Here is a 17793-nt window from a genome sequence, read left to right on the forward strand (position 1 = left end):
GGAACGGAAATGCTGACGATCGGCAGTCTGCGACGAAAGGTTGTTCGCCTGAACGGCGATTTCCGCCGCCATTATTTTGCCGACGTGCCGGTCGACCTGGACGCGATCGGCGAATTGCGCGGCGACGCCTTTCCCGCCAGCGGTCCGGCGCCCTGGCTGGACAGGCCCGATGCGCTGCTGGCCGTGGATCGTCGCCTTGCCGAGGGAACGATCACGGCAGGCGATGCGGAGCTTTGCCGCCAATGGATCGTCGACGGCTACCTCATCGTCGAGAACCTGATCGAGCACGACCTGTTGGACCGGACGTGGGAAGCCTATGAGCAGGCCATCCGGGACGGGCGCGTGACGCTCGATCCGGAGAGCCATGGCGAGGGGGATCCGTATCCGGGTCGGAACCTTGATCCGCACGTGCAGCTACCGGCGATCGCCGCGTTGCAGAGCCATCCGACGATCCTGCGCATCACCAACCTGCTGTTCGGCCGGGAGACAATTCCGTTTCAGACCATCATGGGGCACAAGAGCAGCGCGCAGCGCCCGCATTCCGATGCCATCCACATGACGACGTATCCGCTGGGATACCTGATCGCCAACTGGATCGCCTTCGAGGACATCCATCCCGACAGCGGACCGCTCGAGTATTATCCCCGGAGCCATCGGTTGCTGCCCTATCTGCTGAGCGGGGACATCGGCATCGCGCCGCGGGCGTTCAAAGAGAAGGGCTACGCCCTCTACAATGAACGGTACGAGCCGACGATCGAGCGGTACCTGAATGCCCATCGGCTGGAGCCGCAGTTCTTTTGCCCGCGCAAAGGCGACGTACTGTTCTGGCACGCCAACCTGGTGCACGGTGGATCGCTTCGGAAAGATCTGCGTCATTCGAGGCGGGCACTGGTGTGCCACTACTTCGCCCGGGGTGCGGTGACCTATCACGACCTTTCCGGCAATCCATCGCGGCTGCACCGCGATGGGCTATATACCGCACCGCATCCCGACTGACGGCATACTCAGCCGAGGCAAGCAACCTCGACGTGAGGGCCCGGCCTCCGACCCTCGCGGGCACCGTGACAGAGATAGTGCTCCAACGGATTGAGGCCGGCCTGCAGGACGTCAGGGTACGTCTCAAGATACCAGTGGCAGTCGAATAGCGGGTGAGGGTTGCGCAATTCGCGGGCGCCGAACTCCACGAAGTGGACGAGGGGGTTGCAGCCATTACCCGCGACGTCGGGATTTGTGGCGAGATACCACGACGTGTCGAACAATGGATGCGGATCACAGCCGGCCTGTGCCCCGTCGTGCAGGTAGTGCAGTAGCGGATTGTCGTCGGATTCGATCATGCTCTGCTCTGCGTACCATTCGCAGTCGAATAGGGGATGCGGCGAGCGCCGCTCCCTGGCCCCGAAACGCAGAAAGTGCACCAGAGGATTGACGCCGCTTGCCGCAACGTCGGGATTGCACTGGAGGTACCACGACGTGTCGAACAACGGGTGCGAGTCATATCCTTGGGCGGCGCCCATAAGGACATAGTGACGAAACGGATCGGCGCTCGACCGAGCGACGTCAGGGTACTTCTTCAGATACCAATCCCGGTCAAACAATGGCGCGACAGGGCCATGGCGCAGGCGCCGGTACATTGAGTTGCACTGGCGCCGCGCGACGAGAAGGGTATTGCCTGCCTTGTAGGACCAAGACCCTTTCAGAAAGCTCACCTCAGCGTCCAGCACGCCCTGCCGGCTGGACGTTTCCTTGAGATCGCGGGTCAGGATGGCGATGTTTACATCTCTTTGCCCAATGACGCTGCGCTGCTGCTCGATTTCCTTCGACCGCGCCTCGATCTCCGCCGATTGACGCTCGATCTCCTTCAGCTGCCGATTGATCTCATGTGATTGTTGATGACTTTGTTCTTGGGCCGCATGCAGTGATGCCTCGAGTTGCCCGATGCGCGAATCGCGATCGGTAACCTCCGCAACCCTCCGAGCTTCCAGGTGCCCGATGCTTGCGGTGCAATCGGTGAGAAGGCGCATGTCTTCCGTAAACTCTTCCGCCTTGATCCGTTGATGGTTGATTCCATCGTATATGTTCCGGCAAGGAGTGCTGTCGTATACACGCCCTGGGGGCACCGGATGGGGGTGGTCGCCGTCCCGGCGGAACACGGCCGCGAAGTCATTCCAGGTATCGCTTGCACGTTCTGCGATAAACGACTCGATTAACGTGGCTGGCCAGCGCTCACTCTTCGTGAGCGCCTCCAATGCCGTGCCCGCATCAGGATAGAATCGCCAGCAGTCGACCGGGAAGCCGTGAACCTTCCCGTTTGATGGCGCATTGATGTAGATGTAGCCGCCCGGCTTCGTGATACGGCACAGATTGTTGAATGTCCGCCAGAACTGCGGGTCGTGTTCAAAGACCGAGCTTGCCATCGCGACGTCAGCGACGCCGTCCCTCAGTGGCATGTCTGCGCCCGGGGCCGTCACAAGATCAACACCGCGGCCGGGTTCGATATCGATGCCAATGTAGTGGGACCCTGGTGGCGCAACGGCTCGCAATGACCCGTTGACGTCCATCGATCCGATTTCGACGATCGTGCAGCGCTGCGGCGCATATACCTCGAAGAACAGTTTCCCGATTGCGAGGGCGGTATCATGCATCGTTCTGCTCGCCAGTTGCACGTCTCAAGGTGATGAAAAGCTAATGTGTTCGACGGCTTGCGACCAGTAGCACCGAAACGCTACTCGAGGGCCGTTCGAATCGACATCAGCGACAGCGCGGTATGGAACGCGAAATCGCCCCGCGGGCAGGATCCCCAGCGGCGTCGGAAAAACGCCCACTCTCGCGTATACCGCTCATCATCGGGCGTCGAGCGACCACGGCTCGCCGATTCGTGGTGAACGAGCACGCTTTGCGGCGTGAAGATCGTCCGCCAGCGGCGCTCGGCGAGGCGCAAGCAGAGGTCGATGTCGTTCAATTCGACGGGTAGGTTTTCGGCGTCGAAGCCGTCCACCGCATCGAACTTCCGCTTCTCGACGGCGAGGCACGCAGCGGTCACGGCCGCGACTTCGTGTGGCACCAGGCGACGTTGCAAATAGCCGGGATCATCTGCTGGTGTGCCGCTGTCGATATGACCCGCTACGCCGCCCAGACCGATCACGACACCGCCATGCTGCAGGCGGCCCGAGGGATAGAGCAGATTGGCACCGACGGCGCCGATGTCAGAGTGCGATGCCCATGACCGCAATGGTTCGAGCCAGGCGCCGTCGCGCGCCGTGACATCGTTGTTGAGGAACACCAGGATTGTCCCGCGCGCCTCGCGTGCGGCCTCGTTGCACAAGAACGAGAAATTGAACGGGCCCGGGCGGTGGATCAAGCGATAGCGGTCGTCTGTTGTCAGCGCTTCGTAGAGGCGTTGCGTCTTGGCTTCGACGCTGCCGTTGTCGACGATGACCACCTCGTCGTCGGGGGTGAGCGCCATGTTCAAACTGCGCACACAGGCCGACAACAGGTCGGCTCGATCCTTAGAGGGAATAATGATCGTGGCGCGCGGCCGCTTGGTGCTGAGATCGTTGCTGCGCCTGTTGTCGCTGCGGCCTGCGCTTCGCTCAGTACGGTGAATAGTATCCCGCTTGGGATGAATTGCCCGAGTCAGAATCACGCGTCGAATGTGCTCGACATCATCGACACTGACATCAGCAAGCAGTTCACCCAGGCCGCTGTCATCATCGGTGAGCATTCCGAGCCGTGGCACATCGCGCTGGGCGAGCCATCGACGGCGGACGAACAGTGCAGAGCCCACGTAGCGAGCAGCAGCTTGGAAGGTTGGGCTCCAGTCGGGCTTCAGCCGTGGATCGATGTACCGGCCGCGGGCATCGATCGCTTCGTCATCGCCGTAGAAGACGGATGCTGCCGCATGCCGCATTGCGTGCTCGGCCAGAACGGCGAGGGCGTAAGCCGGCAGGCGATCGCTGCCATCGATGACGCCGATGAGATCCTCGCCCGACAGATCGCTGCACAGCGCCGCGACATTGGCGTTCGCATCAAACAACCGCAGGCGTCCGGATGATATCGCTGTGTCGAAGTCAGCCATGTGGCGCGCCGGCATGGGCAGGGTGGGGGCCACAGCCGCCACCGACCACTGTGGATACGGTTGCTGCGCCAGCTGATCGAGGAGGGCATGAAGATGAGCGATGTGCTGATCGTCGACGCTGACGACGATCCGGACGTGCGGGCCTTGCGACCAGTCCGTGCGTGGCGCATCGAGCCCAGCAGGATCGAAGTCGCGCCAACGCTCGGCACGCCAGGCATGGTAATTCTCGAAGGCAGTGCTGCCAAACGTGATGGTCAGCTGGCGATGGGCTTCTCGGCGCCGGCCGATGCACCGCAAGGCAATCGCTTCCAGCGTGCGGCCGGGGTGTCGCGACAATGCTTTGGTGACAAGCGTTGCTCGCGTGATCGGCCGGCAATCGTCCACTTCGAAGCCGAACGGACCGGCTGTGTTGACGGGCGAAATCAGGATCTCTTGTGTGTCGTGTGGCACGGGCCCGATCCACGTCGCGCGGCCGAACAGTGGCGCTGGCGCCAGCCGGTCATCGTGGCCACCGGGCGTGACGAACCGAATGATCGGCCGCGCTAACGGATCGAAGAAGCTCGCCCGATAGGCCAAACTGATCCACCGGCCCGCCGGCAGACAATCGGCAAACCGCAGCCTCAGCCAGGGCGTTGCGGTCTTCGCCACGTAGCGACCGTCCGCGCAGTACACGTTTTCTCCCGCTTCCAATTGGACGGTGTTCGACGCCTTTCTTGTCGTGCAGGTCATCTCGGGTCAGGCAATTGTGGACGCGCGCCGGGCTCGGTGAGTGATGTTGCGAGCACGATACATACATGCGCGCCGTCCGCCGCGCATCCCACCCCTTGCAATTCCGCTCCCGGCGCCGTAACCGCGAGCCGGCATGACCGTGCCCAATCGCCCCACGAGCCCGCGTACAGGGCGCCTGCTCGACATATCGCGCCTGCTGACCCGGCTGCACCGGCGGACGCCGACGGGGATCGACCGGGCGGAGCTTGCCTATGTGCGGCACTACCTCGAGAACGGCGCCGGCGGGGATGTGCGTTTCGTGCTGACCACGCCGCTCAATACCGGGCTGCTGGCGCCGCGGCTGGGGGCGCATGTGGTGCGCAGCGCCATCGAACGCTGGTGCGCGCCGGCGGTCGACCCCACGGCGGAGCCGGCCTATCGCCGGCTGTGCGATATCCTGGCCGCACCGCTGGGCGCCGACCAGGTACACCAGGCCATTCGCAGCCCGCGGGCCGCGCCCGACATCCAGGACAAGCGCACCGAAGCCCTGATCGCCACCGTCTATGCGCTGGGCGCGGCGGCCGGCATCGCCGACCCGCGCCAGTCGGCCCTGCGCCGATCCACCCTGCGCACTGTCGGTGGCGGGGCAGGGGGGTGGTACCTGCAGGCCTCGCATATGAACCTCGATCAGCCGCGGCGCCTGGCATGGCTGAAAGCGTCCGGCCTGCGCAGCGCCTTCCTGCTGCACGACCTGATCCCGATCAGCCACCCCGAGCACTTCCTGCCCGGCGAGGATGCCCACCACCATCGCCGTATGCAGACCCTGGCCCATGCCGCCGACCTCGTGATCTTCAATTCCCGGATGACGGGCGATGCCTGGCACACCCATCTCGCGGCCACAGATTGGCCACAGCCCCGCAGCGCCGTGGTGCCGCTGGGCATCGAGGACGTCTTCCTGGCCGGCCGGGACGGCCCGTCGCCGGAGGCGGTGGCGGTGCCCTACTTCGTGGCCGTGGGGACCATCGAGGCGCGCAAGAACATCGCCTTCCTGCTGCAGGTGTGGCGGCAATGGACACAGGACGGCCATGCGCCGCCCGCACGGCTGGTGATCGTGGGCCGGCGCGGCTGGGAGAGCGAAAACGCCTTCGATCTGCTGGACCGCTGCAGCGCGATCGCTCCCTCGGTGGTCGAGGTCGCCGAACTGGGGGATGCGTCCCTGGCGGCCCTATTGCGCGGTGCGCGCGCCTTGCTGGCGCCGTCCCTGGTCGAAGGGTTCGGGCTGCCGGTGGTCGAGGCCCTGGCTCTGGGTGTGCCCGTCATCGCCTCGGATATCGGCGCGCACCGTGAAGTGGGGGCTGCTGCCGCAGATTATGTCGATCCTCTCGACGGGCCCGGTTGGATCGCCGCGCTGGATGATTACGCACATGACTCGCCGCGACGCGACGCCGCACGACAACGCGCCCGCGTGTACCGGGCGATGCCGTGGTCAGATCACATCCGCGCCGTGGAGGAACTCCTCACGGGCGAATATTGTCCATAATGCTACAACCAGTATGCTGCCAAAAAAATATAAAAAAGCCTGTCAACAGCCTGAATTGTTTGTTCAGCGCTTCGCCAAAAGGCCCAAGGATTACACAAGATTACAAATGACTTGCACCACGAAAGTGGTCTATGACGAATCCGGCTTGCACATTTTTTGCACCCCGCAACTGCATTCTTAAAACTGCATCCATCGCGGGGGCGCCTGATAGCGGACTTCGAATGGCGCCGACAGATTTGGAGCGATCGTGAGAAAAAAAACAGATCGCACGTCGAAGCAACGCCAGGTTGCTGTCATTGGTTACGCGCTACGGGTTCCCGGAGCGTCCGATCGTCAAGCCTTCTGGCGGCTGTTGTCGGAAGGGCGGTGTGCTGTCACGCGCGTACCGGCCGATCGCTTTCCGCTCGACACGTTCTACCATCCCAAGGCCAGCGCCGACATTCCGGGGCGCACCTACACTTTTGCCGCCGGCGTGCTTGACGACGTCTGGTCGTTCGACCCGGCGGTATTCGGCATCAGCCCGCGCGAGGCGGCGCAGATGGACCCGCAGCAGCGGCATCTGCTGCAGGTCGTCTACGAGGCGGTCGAGCATGCCGGGCTGCGGCCCTCACAGCTGGCCGGCAGCCGCACCGGCGTTTATGTCGGGGCGTCGTCATCCGACTACGCGACCCGCTTCATGTTCGACCCCAGCGCGGTCGACGTGCACATGATGACCGGCAACACGCTGAGCATCATCTCCAACCGCCTGTCCTACGTTTTCGACCTGCGCGGCCCCAGCTTCACGGTCGACACCGCGTGCTCCTCGTCGCTGGTCGCCATGCACGTGGCGCTCGATGCGATCCGCGATGGCAAGATCGACACGGCCATCGTGGGTGGCGTCAACTTGCTGCTGTCGCCGTTCTCGTTCGTCGGTTTCGCGCGCGCCTCGATGCTGTCGCCATCGGGCCTGTGCAAGGCATTCGATGCGTCGGGCGACGGCTACGTGCGGGCCGAAGGTGCATTGGCGCTGGTGCTGCGCGCGGCCGATGCGGCCGAGCGCAACGGCGATCGCGTCCACGCCATGGTCGTTGGCTCGGGCATCAACCAGGATGGCCGCACGACGGGCCTGTCCCTGCCGTCGTCCGACGCCCAGGCGGCGCTGCTCGACCAGGTCTACAGCGAGAGCAATATCGCCGCCGACGACATCGCCTTCATCGAGGCGCATGGCACCGGCACGCGGGTGGGCGATCCGGCCGAAGCGGAAGCGCTGGGCACGATCCTCGGGCAGAAGCGATCGGCGCCCCTGCCGATCGGCTCGGTGAAGACCAATATCGGCCACCTCGAGCCAGGCTCCGGTCTGGCCGGCGTGATCAAGTCGATCATGGCGCTGAACGAAGGCGTGCTGCCGCCGTCGTTGCATTTCAACGAACCCAATCCGGATATCCGTTTCGCGGAGCTGAATCTTCAGGTCGCGGCCCAGCCTACACCGTTGGCGAAGGGCAAGGGACTGCGCCACGCCGGCATCAACTCCTTCGGCTTCGGCGGTGCCAACGCGCACGTCGTGCTGCGCGAGGCCGACCGCAAGGCGGCGGAGAAGGCCAAGGCGAACGGCGCGGCGCCGACGCCGTTGATCCTGTCGGCCTACGGCGCCGATGCGCTCAAGGCGCTGGCCGATCGTTACGCAACGCGCCTGCCCAAGGGCAACCGTGCCGAAGCCCATGCCGTCGCCAATGCGGCAGCGCATACGCGCGACCTGTTGCCCGAGCGCATGGTTGTTGCCGGCGGCGATCCGCGCGCCGCGTTGAGCGCGCACGTCAACGGCGAAGCCGTACCGGCCGTTTGGCGCGGCAAGGCATTGGGCAGCGACCTGGATGTCGGCTTCGTCTTTGCCGGCAACGGTACGCAATGGGCCGGCATGGGGCTGGCCGCCTACCAGAGCAATGCCGCCTTTCGCGATGCGCTGAGGGCCTTCGATGCACGGTTCAAGGACATGGCCGGCTGGTCGGCGGTCGAGGCCCTGCAGTCGTCGGAGCTTGCGGTCGACATCCGCCGCGCCAGCCGCGCGCAGCCGCTGATCCTGGCGCTGCAGGTCGCGACCGTCGAGGCGCTGGCGGCGCACGGATTGAAGCCGTCGGTGGCCATCGGACACAGCGTCGGCGAGATCGGTGCCGCCTGGTGCGCCGGCAGCCTCGATCTCGAGGGTGCCATCCGCGTCGTGCTGGCGCGCAGCCAGTTGCAGGAGATCACGCGGTACCAGGGCGGCATGGCCGCCGTCCTGGTCTCGGCGACCGAGATGCAGGCGCTGCTGGAGCGCCAGACATTCGACGGACTGGAGACCGCCGCCATCAACAGCGCCCGCAGCGTGACGGTGGCTGGTCCGAATGCGGCGCTCGAGGCGTTCATCAAGTACGCCGAGCAGGAGCGCTGGGGCGTCAAGCGGTTGGACCTCGACTATCCGTTCCACTGTGCCCTGGTCGATCCGATTCGCGATCGCCTGCTGGAGGAACTGGCCACCATCAAGCCGTCGGCCACACGCATTCCGCTGATCTCGACAGTGACCGGCGAGGAGATCGACGGTACAACCCTCAACGCCGACTACTGGTGGCGCAATGTACGGCGGCCGGTGGCGTTCGAAGCCGGCCTGCGCAGTGTCGGCCAGCGCGGCGTGCGCATCCTGGTCGAGGTCAGCGCGCGGCAGGTGTTGGGCGGCTATCTGAACGACTCGTTGCGCCGCCAGAGCATCGACGGCGCGGTGATCGATACGCTGGGCCGCGACGGCAAGGAACAGGCCGACGAGATCCAGGCCACGGTAGCGCGCACATTGGTGGTCGGTGGCCGTGTCGATCTTGATTGCTTCGTGGGCCCGCGCGTGCAACCGACGGCCGAACTGCCGAACTACGCCTGGCAGCGCCGCCAGATCGGATTCCCCGACACCGGCGAGGCCTTCCGCACCTATGCCGCGCTGCCGCATCCACTGCTGGGATCCAGCGTGCGCGCGCAGTCACATGAATGGTACACGGCGATCGATCCTGGGCTCTTCCCATGGCTCGACGATCACCGCGTCGAAGACGCGGCTGTGTTCCCGGCTGCCGGGTTCATCGAAATGGCGCTGGCCGCCGCGCGCGAGACGTTCGACCAGGAAGCGCTGGAGGTTCGTGACCTCGAGATCCTGCAGCCGCTGGTGTTCGATTCCGAGCGCTCCTTCGAGGTGATGACCCGCGTGTCACACGACACCGGCGTGCTGGAAATCCGCTCGCGGCCGCGGCCGGGCGAGGACGACTGGTCGCTGCACGTGAAGGCCACCATCGCCCAGGCGCCGGTGAGCGACGTGGTTGCCGATCCGCTGTCGGATCCGGCGTGCGACGTGTTCGACGCCGACCGTCTCTATGCGTTGGCACGACGCCGGGGCCTCATGTACGGGCCGGCTTTCCGCAAGGTCGATTCGATCGACGTCGTCGACGATCGCCGGGCGCGTGGGACATTCGTCGCGGCCCGGCCGATTGCCGAAAATCTGCTCGTGGATCCTACGATCCTCGATTCGGCCTTCCACGTTTCGTTCGCGTTGGCAGAGATGGACGCCGACCTGGCGCCCGACGCACGCTTCCTGCCGGTGCGCGTGGGGTCGCTGCGCGTCTTCCGGCCCGGCGCACCGATTGCGACCGGTCGCTGCCGCATTACGCTGGCGACAGCCCGCTCGCGGGTCGCTGACTTCATGCTGTTCGATGCCGCCGGCAATGTCGTCGTGCAGGCATCGCAGGTGCGTTTTCGTACGGCGCCACGCGCCGTGCGTGAGATGCCCGATAGCCTCGCCTATCGGACCGGTTTCGTGCGCCTGCACGAGCGGGCGCAACCCTCAGCGGCAGCGCATGTCCATGCCGGCGGTCCGGCGGCGGCCCTGGCCGACACCGCGCGCAGCGTGAACGACGTTGAAGCGGCGCGCGACGTGTCGCTCGTGCTGGAGGTCGGCGCCCGCGCCGCCGCCTATCTGGCACTCAAGGAGGTGATCGGGACCAACGCCGCGGTGGTTCCGGAGCTGGTGGCCAGCGGCCAGGTCTCGATGGCGTCGTGGCCGCTGATGGCGCGGATGCTGACGGAACTCTCCGACGCCGGACTCGCATCGGAGAGTGACGGCGGCTGGACGCTGAGCGATGCGCCGGACTTTCCGGCGATATCCGAACTCGTCAACATCCTGATGAGCCGATATCCGGCATGGATCGCCGAAGCGACGTGCCTCGCCCGGTTGCCGGAAATCCTGCCCCGGCTGCTGCGCGACGGTATTGACGGTGCCGGCGGCTACGGACAGGCGGTCCTTGAGCATCTCGAGAGCGGTTCGCCCGCGATCGTGAGGCTGGCTCACGTCGTGCAGCGCACGGCGAGTGATCTGCTCGCCCGCTGGCCAGCGGCCAGTCCGCTGCGCGTGCTGGTCGTGGGAGCCACCAACCTGCCGCTGGCGGTCAGGCTGGCGCCCGCCGTTGCGGCGCTGCATGGGCGGATCGTGGCCACCGACATGGACGCTGATCGCCTGAAGACGGCGCAGCTCGGCTTGTCCGATGCGGCGGCGGCGCAGATCCATGTCATGGAGTGGGACGAGGCGCTGGACGCTGCTGGCGGTGGGTACGATCTCATGCTGTGCGCCGGCGCGCTGCACCACATCGCCGTGGCGCCCGGCAAGCTCGATTTCCTGGCGCAGGCGATCCGTCGCGGCGGTGCCCTGATCGCGGCCGAACCATCACCCAGCTTCTTTGCCGACGTCGTTCATGGACAGCGGTCGGCCTGGTGGGTGGGATCGGTCAATCCCGATTTCCCGGTCGGCGCGATCCTGGCCGAGCGTGATTGGCAGCAGGCGCTCGAATCGGCAGGCCTCAAGGCGGTGACCGTCCAGGCGCTGGGTGGCGAGGCGGCGGCGGGCCTGCTGGTGAGTGGCGTTGCCACGGGCCGCAGCGGCGCCCTGGACGCGCCGCGCGATGTCGGTGCCCGCTCGATGATCGTGGTCGCCGATGCCACGGCCGACAGCCATGTGCTGGCCGACCTGCTGCAGTCGCGACTGGCTGGTACCGGCCGTGTCGTGCCGCTGCGTTCCAGCGAAGGCACGCATCTTGCGCGCGGCACGCGCCGCGTGCGTGTGATCGATCTGCGCGAGTCGGAGGCGGCCGCCGGTGCGATCGCCGACCTTGGCGCCGACAGCGCGATCACCGATATCATTTTCGTCGCCGCGGATCGAACGCCGGCGGCGGAGCCGGTGGTGGCGCTGTCACGCCGTTCGATCGCGATGATCAACCTGGCGCAGGCAGTGGAGAGTGCCGGCAGCGTGCGCCTGTGGATCGTGTGCACCGGCGCCGTGAGCGGCATCGTCGACGGCACAGCGCCCAATCCCACCCAGACCGGATTGTGGGCTGCTGCGCGCGTGCTGCAGAACGAGTTCCCGGGCGTCGAGGTGCGCTGCCTCGACGTGGATCCGTCGCTCGCCACGGACATCGCCGCGACACGAGTCTCGGATGCGATCTCCCACATCACGGTCGAACGCGAAGTGCGGCTGAATGCGCAAGGGCGTATGGCGCTGCGCGTGCTGCGCGGCGGCGTGCTGCCCGAGCAGGATGCCGTTCCGGCCGGGACGGAATCTGCGCTGCGCCTCGTGATTGATCGTTCCGGGCAGTCCGATGGCTTCGTCTGGCGAACGGTATCGCGTCGTGCGCCGGCGGCGGGCGAGGTCGAGATCGCGGTGTCGGCGACCGGCCTCAATTTCCGCGACGTGATGTGGAGCCTCGGCCTGTTGCCGGACGAGGCGCTGGAGAACGGTTTCACCGGACCGACCATCGGCATGGAGTGCGCCGGTGTCGTCACCGCCGTGGGGTCGGCGGTAACCCATCTCAAGGCCGGTGATCGCGTCGTGGCGTTTGCCGCCGACGCGTTCGCCAGTCACGTCACGGTCGCCACCCACACTGTGGCCCGAATCCCGGATGGGATTTCGGCGGAGGCGGCGGCGACCCTGCCAGTTGCCTTCCTGACGGCGTACTATGCCATGGTGCATCTGGCGCGCCTGGAAACAGGAGAGACCGTGCTCGTGCATGGCGGCGCCGGCGGTGTCGGTCTGGCGGCACTGCAGATCGCCAAGCTGCGTGGCGCCAAAGTCATCGCCACGGCCGGATCGCCCGACCGCCGCACGCTGCTGCGCGAGCTGGGGGCCGATCATGTCCTGGACTCGCGCAGCCTGGCCTTTGTCGACGATGTTCGCCGGATCACTGGCGGCGTCGGCGTCGATGTGGTCCTCAACTCGCTGGCCGCCGAGGCGATGGAGCGGTCGGTCGACTGCCTCAAGCCGTTCGGCCGCTTCCTCGAGTTGGGCAAGCGCGACTACTACACCAATCGCCATCTCGGGCTGCGGCCGTTTCGCAACAACCTCTCGTATTTCGGCATCGACGCCGATCAGCTGCTCAGCCACAACCGTGCTGTCGTCGAACGGCTGTTCGGCGAGCTGATGGCGTTGTTCGCCAGCGGCGAGCTGGTGCCGTTGCCATATCGCATCTTCGAGGCGGATGACGCGGCCAAGGCGTTCCGCCTGATGCAGCGGTCGGGTCACATTGGCAAGGTCCTCGTCCAGCCGCCGAAAATCGTGCCGCAGCGGGAGGCCATCGCCCGTCCGTTCAGGGTCGAGCCGAAGGGACGCTACCTGATCGTCGGTGGACTGGGTGGCTTCGGTCTCGCGACCGCGCAGTGGCTCGCCGCCAAAGGCGCCCGACATCTCGCGTTGATGGGGCGTTCGGCCAAGCCGAGTGCCGATGCAACGGCCGTGATCGCGGATCTCAAGGAGAAGGGCGTTCGCGTCGATCTTGTTGCCGTTGACGTTACCGATCGGACTGCACTGGAGCGCTATCTGGTCAGCCTTGAGGGTGACAAGACCCCACTCAAGGGCGTCTTCCATACGGCGATGGTCATCGACGATGCGCTGGGCAAGGACCTCGATCGGTCGCGCATGGACGCCGTGCTGCGGCCTAAGGTCGCCGGGGCACACAACCTGGACCAGCTCACACGCCGTTTCGATCTCGACTGCTTCGTGTTGTTCTCATCGGCGACGATCCTGATCGGTAATCCTGGCCAGACCAACTATGTCGCCGCCAACGCCTTCCTCGAGGGACTGGCGCAACGGCGTCGCGCCGAAGGTCTGCCGGCGCTGGCCGTATCATGGGGTGCCATCGGCGATGTCGGCTATCTGGCGCGCAATGCCAACGTCAACCGCGCACTGGCTCAGCGGCTGGGCGGCAGTGCGCTCGCGGCGATGGAGGCACTGGCCGGCCTCGACCTGCTGCTGGCACGCGATGGTCGCGACGTCGCTGGCGCCGCACTGGGTTATGCGCGCATCGACTGGTCTTTAGCGCGCAAGGAACTGGTGCTTGCGCGTACGCCACTCTTCGAGGATCTGCATCTGAAGGATGCCGCCGCCGACGGCACGTCCATGGCCGCCGAAGAACTATTGCGCATGCTGCGCGAGCTGCCTGAATCCGAGGTGCAGGACAAACTGGCTGACATCGTCGTCTCCAACATCACGCGCACACTGCGGTTGCCGACGGCGGATGTCGACCGCAACCGGGCCTTGTCGGAGTTCGGCATGGACTCGCTGATGATGCTGGAGCTGCGGACCGCGGTCGAGGAGACGATGGGAATCGAGATTCCCCTCATGTCGCTAACCAGCAGCTTGACCGTAATCGACATCAGCAAGCGGCTGGCTTCGATGTTGCGCAATCAGGAGAAAGCGCTAATGTCGGGCCAGATGTCGGCATTGACGCAGGGCCACGTCAGCGTCCCTGACATGGCCTCGGATGCCGAGATCGCCGCAGCAGCAGCTGCTGTTGCGCAGCGTGCCAAGAGCGTGGATGGTGTTTTGTGAACGACGGCGCCGCACCGACCTCACTATCGAAACGGGCTGTCGCAGATAAGCTGCTCGACAGACTGCGGACGACATCAGCCGCACCGGCGGCAGAGAAAGCCGCGCCGCGGCGTACGTCGCCGCTGGCGGCGGGGCGGCGCGCTGCGGATTTCGCCGCATTGCCGGAATACCAGGCGTTGCGCGTGCAGCGCGCGGCTGCCGATATGCTGAAGATCGAGGTGCCGCTCTTTCGCATGCATGAAGGGCGGGCGGCCGACACAACGGTCGTCGACGGTCGTCACGCAGTCAACTTCTCGACTTACGACTACCTGGCACTCAATGGCGATCGCCGGGTTGTTGCGGCGGCCAAGGAGGCCATTGACCGCTATGGCACGTCGGTGGGCGCCAGTCGCCCGACAGCCGGCGAACGTCCGATCTACCGCGAACTGGAAGCGGCGCTGGCCAAGCTGCATGGCACCGAGGATGCGCTGTGCTTCGTTAGCGGGCATGCCACCAACGTCACGGTGATCGGGTGCCTGCTGAACAAGAAAGATCTCATCATCGCCGACGCCTTGTCGCATAACAGCATCCTGGAGGGCGCCAAGCTCTCAGGGGCGACGGTTGTCGTGTTCCCGCACAACGATCTGGATGCCCTCGAGATTCTGTTGCGTGAGCACAGGCCGCGGCATCGTCGGGCGATGATCGTGGTCGAAGGTCTCTACAGCATGGACGGCGATATCCCCGACATGCGCCGCCTGTTGCCGATCAAGCGCCGCCATGATGCATGGTTGATGGTTGACGAGGCGCACTCGGACGGCGTCCTGGGCGAGCATGGCAGAGGCATCGCCGAGGAACAGGACATCGATCCGACGGAAGTCGAGATCTGGATGGGCACGCTCAGCAAGGCGTTTGCGTCGACGGGCGGTTACATCGCGGGCAGCCGGCCGCTGATCGAGTATCTCAAGCTGCAGGCCCCGGGCTTCCTGTATAGCGTCGGCATGCCGCCTGCCATGGCGGCGGCGGCACTGGCGGCTTTGCAGATCCTCGAACAGGAGCCGGGACGGGTGGCCGCGCTGCGCGCCAACGGCGCGCTGTTCCTGCAGCGGGCGCGCGCCGCCGGCCTTGATGTTGGAATGAGCATCGGCGCGTCGGTGGTCTCGGTCATGACCGGCGACACACTGACCACCGTGCTGCTGGCCAACCGGCTGCTGCAACTAGGGCTCTATGTGGTGCCGATCATTTTCCCGGCCGTCGGCGAGAAGCAGGGACGCTTGCGGTTTTTCATCACGGCGCGCCACACCGCACAGCAGATCGAAACGGCGGTTGACCTGACAGCGCGTGAACTGTCGCGCCTGCGCAAGGAAGCGCCGCTGGCCATGGGGTTGGCCCAGGTCGGCAGTTAGGACGAACTGTCCGAGTCCTGACGCTGGGCGCTTTCGCTGGGCGCCACGTCGGCACGAAAGCCACTCAGGATCCAATCCTGCAGGGTCACGGGCAGCAGCGCCAGCAGGCGGATGCCGAACACCAGTTGCCACGGGAAAGCAATCAGGCGACTGCGTCTATCCAGACGGCGACGAATGTAATCGGCTGCCTTGTCGGCGGGCCAGGAGAAGGGCTTGGCGCTGCGCTGCTGGTCCGCCATCGGCGTTTCGACATAGCCCGGGCACACCACGCTGATGGCGATCCCGCGCGATCGCAGGCGAATCCGCAGGGCTGTCCCATAGGAGACCAGCGCGGCCTTGCTGGCGCTGTAGGAGGGCAGGTCTGGTTGCGGCGCCAGGCCAGCCAGTGAGCTGATCAATGCCAGATGGCCGCGACGACGCGCCTGCATGCGATCGATCAGGGCCGCAACGGCGATCATCGTGCCCTTGAGGTTCACATCGACGACCCGCAGTGCCGCGGCCACTGGCTCCGTGCGGCTTTGCGGCTCGATGCCGGACAGGATGCCGGCATTGGCGATCAGGAGGTCGACGGGATGGCGGCTGTCGAAGGCCTGCAGCCACGCCGTTGTCGCGTCGGCATCACGTCCGTCGATCGCTGCGGTTTCCACCGTTGCACCGCGCTCGCGGCACGCTTGCGCAATGGCGTCGAGCCGGGCGACATCGCGGCCCAGAAGACCCAGTGTCGTATCCTTGCCGGCGTAGTTCAGGGCCAGCGCGCGGCCGATACCGCTGGATGCACCGGTGATCACGACGGTGCGGCTCATCAGCGCGCCGCGGAATCGGTGTTGCGGGGCGGCAACCAGGGCAGGCCTTCCTCCAGCCGCTGCACGGTCGCCGGGACGGCCAAGGCAAGCGCTTCTTTGGTGTAGTAGCCACCGCGTATGTGGAGCGCGCCGGCCAGCAGGCGCACGAAGTCGCGGACCAGATCCATATCGGGCGGTGTCGATTTCGACCAGAAGGTATCCAGGGGGCCCTGGAAGGTCATGCCCGGCACATCGAAGATCGCGTTGCCCATGACCTTGAGGGGGCAACCCTGTTGCAATGCGAACAGACCCACGGTGCTGTTCACCAGGACGCATCCCTCGGCGCCGTGCAACATCTGCCCGATGTCACCACCGTCCACGTAGAATACCCGATCGCCAACGCCATGACGTTCGGCCATCGTCGTGATGACCTCGCGCCATGCGGTGAGTCCGCTGTCCAGGGGATGGACCTTGACCACCAGGCGCGCGGCAGCCGGTGCGTGGGCTGCGAAGGAGGTGATGATTTCGTCCGCCGCCGACGGCATGTCCGGATAGGGCGAGTGATCGCGGATCTGAAAATCGGTCGACAGTTGCAGTGGGAAGACGAATGTGGGGGCTGGCGTCGCGCTGAGCGTCGCCAGGGCTTGCGCCGTACGCCGCTTCTCGAACGACGACAGAAACCATCGTCGGATCCAGCCGGCATATTCGGCAAACGGATGATAGATGGCGTGACGCTTGTAGTGGGGATGGTGCAGCCGGAAGAAGACCTCGCCGATGGTGTAGACGATGTCCGTTACGGCCAGTCGCCAGAAGGGCGTCGTACAGCGGATCGTGGGATCCGGCGGATCGAAGCGTTGCGCCAGGGTGCGGATCGTGTCGGGCTCGCGCGGCATGCGCGAATAGGTGCTCATGCCATCGCGCTCGAGCACCAGCCAGTCGGGGCGCAGGTAGCCGAGTTCCGAGCAGATGATTTCGGCGCCGCGCCGGCGGGCTTCCTCGATGGCGATGCGATGGTAGGGGCGGCGATCGCCCAGCAGGAAGAGATGCGTGATGGGATTGGCATCGAGAAAACGGGCAATAAAGGCCCGCCAATCCTCGAGCGACCCGCGGTAGTTCGTCGCCGGCAGGCGCCAGAAAAACCGGTCCCCGAAATGGAGGTTGATGCGCGATGCGCGATGCCCGCGGGCGATCAGCTGCCGCGCAACCTGCTCCATGTAGAACGATGTTGGCCCCTGCAGGAAGAGTACGTGCAACGGTGTCTTGCGCTCTTGCTGACCGGCGCTTTGCTGAACCATGACCTCTCTCTGGACTTCCCCGAGTATCCCCGCAGATGGCGTCCGCTCTTAGCGGCTCCGAGGCGATTTGTCACTGTATGCCCGCACCTCGGGGTTGCGTCGGCCGTCATCCTGTGACTCTATGCGTCCCGCTGGCGGTACGCGGGTGCC

At 65.6% G+C, this 17793-nt stretch carries 8 protein-coding genes; 4 read left to right on the forward strand and 4 right to left on the reverse strand.

Annotated features, from left to right (window positions below):
- Window positions 1-9: 9 nt before the first annotated feature.
- On the forward strand, window positions 10-996 hold the full coding sequence (locus tag FQU96_RS11705; RefSeq protein WP_146541325.1) for a phytanoyl-CoA dioxygenase family protein: 987 nt from the start codon (window positions 10-12) through the stop codon (window positions 994-996).
- Between the two features lie 8 nt (window positions 997-1004).
- Here the strand turns inward: FQU96_RS11705 and FQU96_RS11710 are convergent, their stop codons facing one another.
- Window positions 1005-2642 carry a class I SAM-dependent methyltransferase gene (locus tag FQU96_RS11710; protein WP_146541327.1) on the reverse strand — a complete coding sequence of 546 codons (1638 nt, stop codon included), beginning with the start codon at window positions 2640-2642 and terminating at the stop codon, window positions 1005-1007.
- An 80-nt stretch (window positions 2643-2722) separates the two neighbouring features.
- Complete coding sequence (locus FQU96_RS11715; RefSeq protein ID WP_178130457.1) at window positions 2723-4723, reverse strand: glycosyltransferase; 2001 nt, start codon at window positions 4721-4723, stop codon at window positions 2723-2725.
- A gap of 214 nt (window positions 4724-4937) precedes the next feature.
- Between FQU96_RS11715 and FQU96_RS11720 the strand changes: the two genes are divergently transcribed.
- The 3 genes from FQU96_RS11720 (at window position 4938) to FQU96_RS11730 (ending at window position 15566) form a co-directional block, all read left to right on the forward strand.
- Complete coding sequence (locus FQU96_RS11720) at window positions 4938-6323, forward strand: glycosyltransferase family 1 protein (protein WP_146541330.1); 1386 nt, start codon at window positions 4938-4940, stop codon at window positions 6321-6323.
- A 247-nt stretch (window positions 6324-6570) separates the two neighbouring features.
- Complete coding sequence (locus FQU96_RS11725) at window positions 6571-14184, forward strand: type I polyketide synthase (RefSeq protein WP_146541332.1); 7614 nt, start codon at window positions 6571-6573, stop codon at window positions 14182-14184.
- Window positions 14181-15566 (forward strand): aminotransferase class I/II-fold pyridoxal phosphate-dependent enzyme, encoded by a 1386-nt coding sequence (locus FQU96_RS11730; protein WP_218574687.1) that lies wholly within the window; start codon window positions 14181-14183, stop codon window positions 15564-15566. Before FQU96_RS11725 ends, FQU96_RS11730 begins: the two co-directional genes overlap by 4 nt.
- On the opposite strand, the gene FQU96_RS11735 is transcribed toward FQU96_RS11730, so the two are convergent.
- Entirely contained in the window at window positions 15563-16369 is an 807-nt protein-coding gene (locus FQU96_RS11735) for an SDR family oxidoreductase (protein WP_146541334.1), read from the reverse strand. The genes FQU96_RS11730 and FQU96_RS11735 overlap by 4 nt on opposite strands.
- Window positions 16369-17643 (reverse strand): capsule biosynthesis protein, encoded by a 1275-nt coding sequence (locus FQU96_RS11740; RefSeq protein WP_146541337.1) that lies wholly within the window; start codon window positions 17641-17643, stop codon window positions 16369-16371. The genes FQU96_RS11735 and FQU96_RS11740 overlap by 1 nt, the downstream gene beginning before the upstream one ends.
- Between the last annotated feature and the right edge of the window lie 150 nt (window positions 17644-17793).

Origin of the sequence: Reyranella sp. CPCC 100927 (assembly GCF_007859315.1) — a bacterium.
Classification (GTDB): Bacteria; Pseudomonadota; Alphaproteobacteria; order Reyranellales; family Reyranellaceae; genus Vineibacter.